The following is an 8,724-nucleotide window of genomic DNA, read 5'->3' on the forward strand; positions in this document are numbered from 1 at the left end:
GTGTCCTGTAGTTAGTCGTGGCGAAGATCGAGGTCATGCAATGCGGCATCGCGCGGCAGGCCAAGCGCGGCGAGTAGCGCGCCGAATTTCGCACTGGTCTCGGCCGCCTCGGCGCGCGGCTCCGAGCCGAGCACGATGCCCGCCCCCGCATAAAGCCGCGCCTGCGCGCCGCACAGTTCCGCGCAGCGGATCGCCACATACCAGTCGCCATCGCCGTGCCGGTCGCACCAGCCCACGGCCCCGGCATAGAAGTCGCGCTCGATCGGCTCCAGGCTGCGGATCAGACTGGCCGCCCGGGCGCAGGGCAAGCCGCAGACCGCAGGTGTCGGGTGCAGCCGCGCGGCAAGCACCACCGCCGGGGTGTCGGGGTCCTTCAACCGCCCGGTGATCCGGGTGCCGATATGCCACATCGAGCGGGTGGTCGTCAGCGCAGTGCCCTCGGGTGTCGAGAGCTCGGCGCAATCCGGGGCGAGAAGATCAAGAATATATTCGACTACCAAGCGGTGCTCACGCTGATCCTTTTCGGACTGCACCAGCGCCTGAGCCGCCTCGGCATCGGCCTGTGGCGATTCCTGCCGCCTGGCCGAGCCTGCCAGCGGATGCGACAGGATCACCGCACCGCGCTTTTGCAAAAGCAGCTCCGGTGTTGCGCCCACCAGATGGCGCGGCGTGACCTGATCTGCGCGCGCGGGCAACGAGACCTGGAAGGCGGTCACCGAGGGGTCTTCGCTCGCCCGGGCCAGAATCGCCCCCATAGAGAAGGCCTGCGCGTCTTCGATCAGCAGGGTGCGGGCAAGGACGATCTTTTGCAGCGCCTCGGGCAAGCCGTCTTCGCTGCGCATGATCTCAAGCGCGCGGGCGACGCTGTCTATATAGCCGCGCGCAGGTGGTTGCGGGCGCGGCCGGGTGACGGGAAAGCGGGCGACATGAGAGGCCGAAACGGCGTCTCCGGGCCAGATCCCGTCGCCGCCCGCAGCCTGCCACAGGCAGTCCGGGCGGGTGGTATCGAAAGGCAAGGCCCCGCCGATCACCGCGCCATCGGGCGGACCAGAAAAGAACGGCGCGAGGCGGTCGGCAAGGTTTTCACGCGTGCCGCGTGCGAGGGCCCGGCCCGGCCCCGAGGCGCAGACCCGCCCGGCAGAATTGCGAAAGGCGAAGGGCTGGTCAAGCCCGACGGAGGCGCCGACATCGGCGCTCGAAGCGAGGGATGGCTTAATCATGCAGCGAACTCGGCATTGCGCGCGAGGGCGTTTCTCACGCTGGGGATGTGTCCTCGCGCCGCCAAAACGCCGATCGCACAAGGCGATGCGGAGCGGGGATATGCGGGAAAGGTCGCTCTTCCTGTCGGGACGCCTCGACGGCTCCCCGGCAGGAGCATGCCCCTGCGGGACTTGCTGCCTGCGCGCACCATGTCAGAGCAGCGCTCCGGGTTCAAGATTATTTTTTATAAAAAGAATCGGGTATTTTGATGCCGCAGATCCAAGCGGTGGTCCGGCCGTGATCACCGCCTTGGGCACGGAGGACGTCAGACGCAAAGCGTTCAGGATAGAGTGAGGATTTGATGCGATATGTTTTGACATAATATACATTAGCCGACCTATTTGTGTAGGCGCAAAGTAGAAATACCTCATGCGAACAAAGTTAAAGTGTCAGCCACCCTCGCAAGCTTCACAGATCACTAGCTTCCGGCGTTGGCGGAGCATCAAGCGGCTGTGTCGCGCCGCGAAAGTGTTCCCGTTGCCGCGCATCCGAAAGCAGCGAAAGCGACCACAAAGAGCAAATCTTCAACCCGCAAGAACTTTGCGAAACCTGTCCAGAACGATCACGACCGCCACCGCTGCCATCCCGGCCATCATCGCCATTTCGGGCCAGACAAGGCTGAAACCGACGCCGCGGTACAACACCGCCTGCGCAAAGATCACGAAATGCGTTGCCGGTGAGATTGTGCGCAAGAGCCCTTGCAGCCAGTCAGGCATCGATTCAAGCGGGGTCATGCCCCCCGAAAGCAAGATCATCAGCACGATCACCGGAATGACCAAAAGCCCGAATTGCCCCATCGTCCGGGTGAAAGACGCCAAGAGCAGCCCAAGGCTCGCCACCGCCACCACATAGATCGCCGCGCCAAAGGCATAAAGCCAAAGCGCCCCCGCAATGGGCACCCCCATCGCCCCTTGGACCACAAAGACAAGGCTGAGAAGCGAGGCCGTCAGGATCACCGCCCCTGAGGCCATGATTTTCGAGACAACAATCTCGTGTGGGCGCACCGGCATTACCAGCACATGCTCAATCGTGCCATGTTCCCGCTCGCGGATCATCGAGGCCCCCGAGAGGATCAGCATCAAGATGGTGACATTGTTCATCAACTGCATCACCGCACTGAACCAGCTTGAGGTCAGGTTCGGGTTGAAAAAGTTGCGCATCACCACGGTGACAAGATCGCTGCTTTCCGCCCCGGGAGACAGCAGCTCGCTCAGTTCTTGGCTAAGAGTCTGGCGCAGAAAACTGGCCCCATTTCCGGCCTGTGCCACCGCCGTTGCATCGACCAAGATCTGTAGTGTGACATCGCGCCCGGCTTGCAGGTCGCGTTCAAAATCGGGCGGGATGGTCAACACCAAGATCGCCTCGCCCGCCCGTTGGGCGGCCTGCGCTTGCGGTGCGGAGAGGAACACCGGGGGCGCGAAAAGCGGCGGTTGGATCGCGTCGATCAGGCTGGCGGAAAGCTGGCTTCGGTCTTCATCCACCACGGCGGTGGCCAGATGATCGACCTCGGTGCTGCCGGCATCCGACACCAGCCAAACCGCCAGCGTAAAGATATAGGCGATCAGCACCAGCATCACCCGGTCGCCCCGGATCGCGCGCAGCTCCTTCCCGGTCAGCCATAGAATGTTGCGAAGGCTGCGCATTCATCGCTCCTGCTTGGAAAGGGAAAGGATCGCAAACACCAGATAGGTCGCGGCGAACAAGCCCAGAACAGCGGTGGCGAATAGCGCCTCGGTCCAGCCAAAGCCCTTGAGAAATGTGCCGACGGAAACCGGCTGAAACCACGCCCCGGGAAAGGCCAGCCCGAACAGACGTCCGCCATCCCCCAGTGAGGAAACGGGGACAATCAGCCCCGAAAAGTTCACCGTGGGAATGATCGAGATCACCGCCGTGGCAAAAACGGCGGCCACCTGCGTGCGGGTAAAGGCCGAAATCAATTGGCCAAAACCCGTTGTTGCCGTGACATAGGCTAAAGCGGCAAGACCCAGCGCCACTAGGTTCCCCGACAGCGGTACGGAAAAGACGGTGAGCCCCAAAATCACCAACACCCAAAAACTGATCCAGGCCAGCGCCAGGTAGGGCAGTTGCTTGCCTACCAAAAACTCGATCCGGCTCACCGGCGTGGCGTGGAAATTGGCAATCGTGCCAGTTTCTTTCTCGCGCACAACGCTGACCGCCGCCATCACCGCAGGCACCAGCATCAAGATCAGCATCAAGACCGAGGGCACCATCGCATTGGCGCTTTCGAAGGTCTGGTTGAAAAGGTAACGGGTTTCAAAGCCGATCTGACTGGTGGTGCCCAGCCCTTCTTCCACGGCGGCCTTTTGCGCAAAATCTTGCAACACGCCAAGCGCATAGCCCTGCGCGGTTTGCGCGCGAAATGGCATCGCCCCATCAAATGTCAGTCCGATCTCGGGCACATCGCCCCGGTGCAGATCGCGCTCGAACCCCTCGGGGATGTCAAGCGCCAGTGCCACCGCGCCCAAGCCCATTCGGTCTGGCAAATCCGCGGGGCTGGCAAAGGGGGGCGCAAGCGCAAATTGTGGGATTGCGGTGAACCCCTCGGTCAGGCGGTGGCTCGCGGCGCTTTGGTCTTGATCCAGCACCGCCAAGGACAGACGGTCTACGTCAAAAGAGATCCCAAAGCCCATCGCTAGCATCAAGATCACCGGGCCAAGCAGTGCGAAGAACAGTCGGATCGGGTCGCGAGCGAGTTCCAAGGTTTCGCGCCAAGAATGGGCATAAAGCCGGGTCCCTGCGGCAAAGCGCTTGCGCGGCGTCGGCTCTGCGGACGCAGGCAGCGCATCTTCGGGCGCTGGGGCGGGGTTTTCGGCCTCGGCCTCAAGGGCAGTGATGAAGGCAGCCTCAAGGCTTTCGGCCCCGCGCCGCGCCACAATGTCTTCGGGTGTGCCAATGTCCAGCACCCGTCCCGCATGCATCAGCGAGATCCGGTCGCAGCGCGCGGCCTCGTTCATGAAATGGGTCGAGATGAAGATCGTCACACCCTTTTCGCGCGACAGCCGCATCAGCGTGGCCCAGAATGCATCGCGTGCCACAGGGTCCACGCCCGAGGTCGGTTCATCCAAGATCAGGATCGGCGGCTCATGGATCATCGCCACCGCCAGTTGCAGCCGCTGGCGCAACCCCAGCGGCAGGCTTTCGGGCATTTTATCCGCAACCTCGGCCAGATCGAATTCGGCCATCACTTCCGCCACACGGGCCAGCCGCCGTTCGGGGGCGACGCCGTAAAGCCTTGCGTGCAAAACCAGATTTTGCCGCACTGTTAGCTCGCCATATAACGAAAACGCTTGCGACATATAGCCAATGCCCAGCCGCGCGGCCATATCGGACCGGCCCAAGGTGCGCCCGAACAATTTGGTGGTGCCTTCGCTCGGGTCCAAAAGCCCGGTCAGCATTTTCATCGTTGTGGTTTTGCCGCAGCCATTCGAGCCGAGAAAGCCGAAAATCTCGCCCTCCGGGATCGAAAAGCTGACATGATCGACGGCGGTAAAATCGCCGAAGCGCTTCACCAAACCTTCGGCCTCAATGGCGATCCGGCCGCCGGATTGCGGCCTTGGCAGGCTCGGCACCGCCACATGACGGGCGCGAACCTCTTCTGGCAAAAGCGCGACGAACGCCCCCTCAAGACTATGGGCCCCGGTGCGGGCGCGCAGTTCTGCGGGGCTGCCAGTGGCGATGACCCGGCCCGCGTCGAGCGCGGCGATCCAGTCGAAGCGGTCGGCCTCTTCCATATAGGCGGTGGCGGTTAGCACACTCATGCCCGGCCGGGCCTCCCGGACCCGGTCGATGAGTTCCCAAAACTGGCGCCGCGACAGCGGATCGACCCCGGTCGTTGGCTCATCAAGGATCAACAAATCCGGATCATGGATCAGCGCCGCACAGAGCCCAAGCTTTTGCTTCATCCCACCCGAAAGCTTGCCCGCCGGGCGGTCGGGAAAGGGCGCGAGCCCCGTTGCCTCCAACAGCATCGCGATGCGCGCCTCGCGCTCTGCGGTGCCTTGTCCGAACAGGCGGCCAAAAAACTGAAGGTTCTCCGTCACTGTCAGTGTGGGGTAAAGGTTCCGCCCCAAACCCTGCGGCATATAGGCGATACGGGGGGCGACCGCAGCGCGATGCGCGCGTTGCCCCATCGACCCGCCAAGGCTTTCGATCTGGCCTGTTTGTCCGCGGCGCACCCCGGCGACCAAGGCCAAAAGCGAGGATTTCCCGACCCCATCGGGGCCGATCAACCCCGCCATTCCGCCCGCGGGAATGTCGAGCGTCACCGCATCAAGTGCCGTGACGCCCCCATAACGATGGGACACATCGATCAGGCGGGTCACAGGTTCCATGCGGCTACTCGGGCACATTGACCGCCAAATCGGCGGGCCAAGGCGTGTCGGGCGTTGCGCGCACAAACCCAATGCCGCGCACCCCGACCTTGACCCGATCGGCAAAGCGCATCAGCAGATCGCGCGGGACCGCCAGCTTGACCCGAAACACCAGATCGGCACGTTCGGCGCTTGTCTCAACCGATTTCGGGGTGAACTGCGCTTGCGGCGCGACAAAGCTAACCCGCGCGGGCACCACATATTGCGGAACCGGGTCTAAAACCAGCCGTGCCTCATCGTTCACGGCCAATGTACCCACGACCGAGGCCGGCAGATACACGACCATATAGACATTGGTCAGATCGAGCAGCGTCACCACCGGCGTGCCCGCCGCGATCACTTCGCCCGGTTCGTGCAGCCGATAGAGCACCCGTCCGCCGATCGGGGCCCGGATTGTCAAATCCTCCAGTGCGATCTTAGCCTGTTCCCGGCTCGCCTCGGCGGCGGCAATCAAGGCGGTGGCATTTTCCACCTGCGCCTGCGCCGTGGCCAAGGCGGCTTTGGCGGCTGTGGCCGCGTTCACCGCATCATCTAGCGCCGCCTGAGCCGCATGGCCCTCTGCATGCAAGGTGGTCACCCGGTCGCGGTTCGTGTTGGCGACATCAAGCGCACTTTGCGCCTGCATCACAGCCGCATCGGCCTGGGCTTTGGCCGCTTTGGCCTGCAAGACCGACGCCTCGGCCGCCAAAACCTGTGCCTGCGCCTCTCGGTCATCCAGCCGGGCAAGCACCGCGCCCGCCGCGACCATCTCGCCTTCTGACGCACTCACCTCGGTCAAACGGCCAGCATATTTTCCGGCCACATCGACGCTTTGCGCCTCGATCCGGCCATTTGAGGCTGTCACCCCCGTCTGATCCTTTGCCCCTTCGAGCCGCGCCAAAAGCCCGGCAAACGGCGATTGTGCCTGCACCGGGGCTGCAACAGCCATCAAGATGGCAAGGGAAAAGATGGCGACGGCTTTTAAGGACATGGAAGGCCTCCGGTGGGCTTCTAAAATCTGAACAGAAGCGTTCACCCATTTCCGCCCTGGGTCAACCCGCCAGCCCATCCCAACCGCGTGAACCTTTGAAGATCACCGCGAATTTTGCGTTTGATCTGCCCCATGTTGCATACCCCATGTGCATAGATGCGTATCTTAAGGAGCGGGAGCGACGCTGCGCCAAGATCGAAGTCTATGCGCAGGATCCAAGCGCGCAGGCCATTAACGTGAAGCCCTTGAAAGGCCGGGAGGGTCTTCGGCTGAGAGTGGGGGATTGGCGGGTAATAATGGATGATCGGGGTAATGTGCTGGCCATTCTCGATATCGGGCCGCGCGGCGGCGTCTACGACTGAAAGGATTTGAGATGAACGAGATGGTGACGATCCCGCGCGAAGAATATGACCGCCTGCGGGCTGCCGCGGAAGATCTGGCCGACCTGCAAAGCTATGACCGCGCCAAGGCGCGACTGGCAGCGGGAGAGGACGAGTTGATCCCGGCGGACTATGCGAACCGCCTATTGAATGGCGAAAGTGCCTTGCGCGTCTACCGCGATCTGCGCGGGCTGACCCAAGCTGCGCTGGCCGAAAAATCGGGCGTGAAGCGGGTCACCGTGGCCGAGATCGAGACCCGCCGAAAGCAGGGCTCGATCGCAACATTGCGCGCCCTGGCCAATGCGCTTGGCGTGAGTCTGGATGATCTGACGGAGTAACGCGGCCAAAAGCGGCCGTCCATGGCACAATGCAGCAAAATCCCGGGCCGAATGTCGCTGATGCGGACAAAGCGGCCGCTTGCTGCGGCGAGTCGAACGTCGGCAATGCACAGGTCTATGCGCTGGACAGCCCGAACATGTCGGTCAGTTATTTCTGGCGCTATTGACGCCAAACAAAATCCCCTAAGAAGTTGATTTGCGGGGAGTGGGTGCGGGAAGGGTTCGAGCCCCCCCACCCGATTGAGCCGTTGGGCAGGAAAACCCGACAGAAAGAAATTACTGATCCCTACAGCAACGTCAACTGCGGCGGCGGTGGGGGGGGGCGCAATATCTCAAGCCCTTTCTGCAGGCCGAGCCCGCGCAGTATCGCGAGGTGGTGGGTAGTCAGTTGGCGGGAATTGGCGCACAGCTCTTGATGCAAACGCGAATGGCTCGCCATATGATGACATTGGGATTGCCGCAGGTGCAGTAGGACTTGGCGCTGGCCTAGCCGATTATACCGGACGCGGCAGATAAGCGAAGAATCCAAACTGGCAATTACGATCGCGTGCGAAGGCACGCGATCACATAGCACGAGGACCCAATTGATGCTGAAGTATTCAACGTCTATTATCTTTGCGTTGATATCAGTGGCTCATTTTATTTTGCCTATGAATTTAATCGCGTTCAGTTCACTTATTTTTGTCTTTTCGATTACAAATGCACTTCGCGCGAGTCCATCATCTCAGGTCGGCACATCGGCTTCCTCAGTTAAATATGAAAAGGTTCTTCGCTGGCTGATTTTTGTAATTTTAAGCTATCGACTGGCCATTTTGGTCCTAGGATAATTCTGAACGAAGAATACAGGATCTTAATTTTTTGCTGGGAGACGCAGCATTTGCAGCGCGAAAGATAGAATAGGATCAAATGGGCCTATGGTCTTTTAGGCTTAGGACCCATTGATTTCGAAGTTTTGACATGATTCAGGCTCCACAAGGAGACCTGATCAATGAGCAATCTTTATTGGCTGAGCCTGAGCGATCTGAGCCTGCATTTCGGCTGCCCCCCCCCGCTTAGCGCGCGAATTCGACCGCCAGCGAAAAGGCATAGCTGGGCTGGGTCAGCCCCTCAGGGGCGGGCGCAAACCGGCCCGCCCTGCGCACCGCCGCCAGCGCCGCGGCATCGAGCGCGGCATGGCCCGATGAGCGGTTGACCGAGGCCGAGACCAGCGCGCCGTCGCGCCCGACCCGCAGCGCCAGCCCCACCGATCCCGAGGCCCGGCCGGCGGCGGAAGGATAGCTTTTGCGCCGCTCGATGCGCGCGCGGATCGTGGCACCCCATTTAGCGGTCAGGCTCTTGACACGCCCCGCCGAGGGCGCAGCTATAGCCGCCCGCCCGCCCGTGCC

General features: G+C 61.8%; 7 protein-coding genes. 2 read left to right on the plus strand and 5 right to left on the minus strand.

Annotated features, from left to right (window positions below):
* Window positions 1-11: 11 nt before the first annotated feature.
* The 4 genes from CKO11_RS14865 to CKO11_RS14880 all read right to left on the minus strand — a co-directional run bounded on the left by CKO11_RS14865 (window position 12) and on the right by CKO11_RS14880 (window position 6,621).
* Window positions 12-1,220, minus strand: coding sequence for an isochorismate synthase MenF (locus tag CKO11_RS14865; RefSeq protein WP_223640466.1), 1,209 nt, complete (start codon window positions 1,218-1,220; stop codon window positions 12-14).
* A gap of 564 nt (window positions 1,221-1,784) precedes the next feature.
* Window positions 1,785-2,903 carry an ABC transporter permease gene (locus CKO11_RS14870; protein ID WP_223640470.1) on the minus strand — a complete coding sequence of 373 codons (1,119 nt, stop codon included), beginning with the start codon at window positions 2,901-2,903 and terminating at the stop codon, window positions 1,785-1,787.
* Complete coding sequence (gene rbbA / locus CKO11_RS14875) at window positions 2,904-5,612, minus strand: ribosome-associated ATPase/putative transporter RbbA (protein WP_223640473.1); 2,709 nt, start codon at window positions 5,610-5,612, stop codon at window positions 2,904-2,906.
* Window positions 5,613-5,616: 4 nt separating this feature from the next.
* Window positions 5,617-6,621: an HlyD family secretion protein gene (locus CKO11_RS14880; RefSeq protein WP_223640476.1), complete on the minus strand. Its 1,005-nt coding sequence runs from the start codon at window positions 6,619-6,621 to the stop codon at window positions 5,617-5,619.
* Window positions 6,622-6,994: 373 nt separating this feature from the next.
* On the opposite strand from CKO11_RS14880, the gene CKO11_RS14885 reads away from it, so the two are divergent.
* Together CKO11_RS14885 and CKO11_RS14890 are read left to right on the plus strand one after the other, a co-directional pair.
* Entirely contained in the window at window positions 6,995-7,339 is a 345-nt protein-coding gene (locus CKO11_RS14885; RefSeq protein WP_223640478.1) for a helix-turn-helix transcriptional regulator, read from the plus strand.
* A gap of 29 nt (window positions 7,340-7,368) precedes the next feature.
* Window positions 7,369-7,506: a hypothetical protein gene (locus CKO11_RS14890; RefSeq protein ID WP_223640481.1), complete on the plus strand. Its 138-nt coding sequence runs from the start codon at window positions 7,369-7,371 to the stop codon at window positions 7,504-7,506.
* Window positions 7,507-8,391: 885 nt separating this feature from the next.
* Here CKO11_RS14890 and CKO11_RS14895 read toward each other — a convergent pair.
* Window positions 8,392-8,724: TonB family protein (locus CKO11_RS14895; RefSeq protein ID WP_223640484.1), on the minus strand; the 333-nt coding region annotated here is incomplete at its 5' end.

The organism is Rhodobacter sp. TJ_12 (assembly GCF_020023995.1).
Lineage (GTDB): Bacteria > Pseudomonadota > Alphaproteobacteria > Rhodobacterales > Rhodobacteraceae > Rhodobacter.

What these genes read in the sequence shown, in the direction of transcription:
- CKO11_RS14880 (WP_223640476.1), bottom strand. Translation starts at nt 6,621, where the DNA reads ATGTCCTTAAAAGCCGTCGCCATCTTTTCCCTTGCCATCTTGATGGCT.
- CKO11_RS14885 (WP_223640478.1), top strand. Translation starts at nt 6,995, where the DNA reads ATGAACGAGATGGTGACGATCCCGCGCGAAGAATATGACCGCCTGCGG.
- CKO11_RS14890 (WP_223640481.1), top strand. Translation starts at nt 7,369, where the DNA reads ATGCAGCAAAATCCCGGGCCGAATGTCGCTGATGCGGACAAAGCGGCC.
- rbbA (WP_223640473.1), bottom strand. Translation starts at nt 5,612, where the DNA reads ATGGAACCTGTGACCCGCCTGATCGATGTGTCCCATCGTTATGGGGGC.
- CKO11_RS14865 (WP_223640466.1), bottom strand. Translation starts at nt 1,220, where the DNA reads ATGATTAAGCCATCCCTCGCTTCGAGCGCCGATGTCGGCGCCTCCGTC.
- CKO11_RS14870 (WP_223640470.1), bottom strand. Translation starts at nt 2,903, where the DNA reads ATGCGCAGCCTTCGCAACATTCTATGGCTGACCGGGAAGGAGCTGCGC.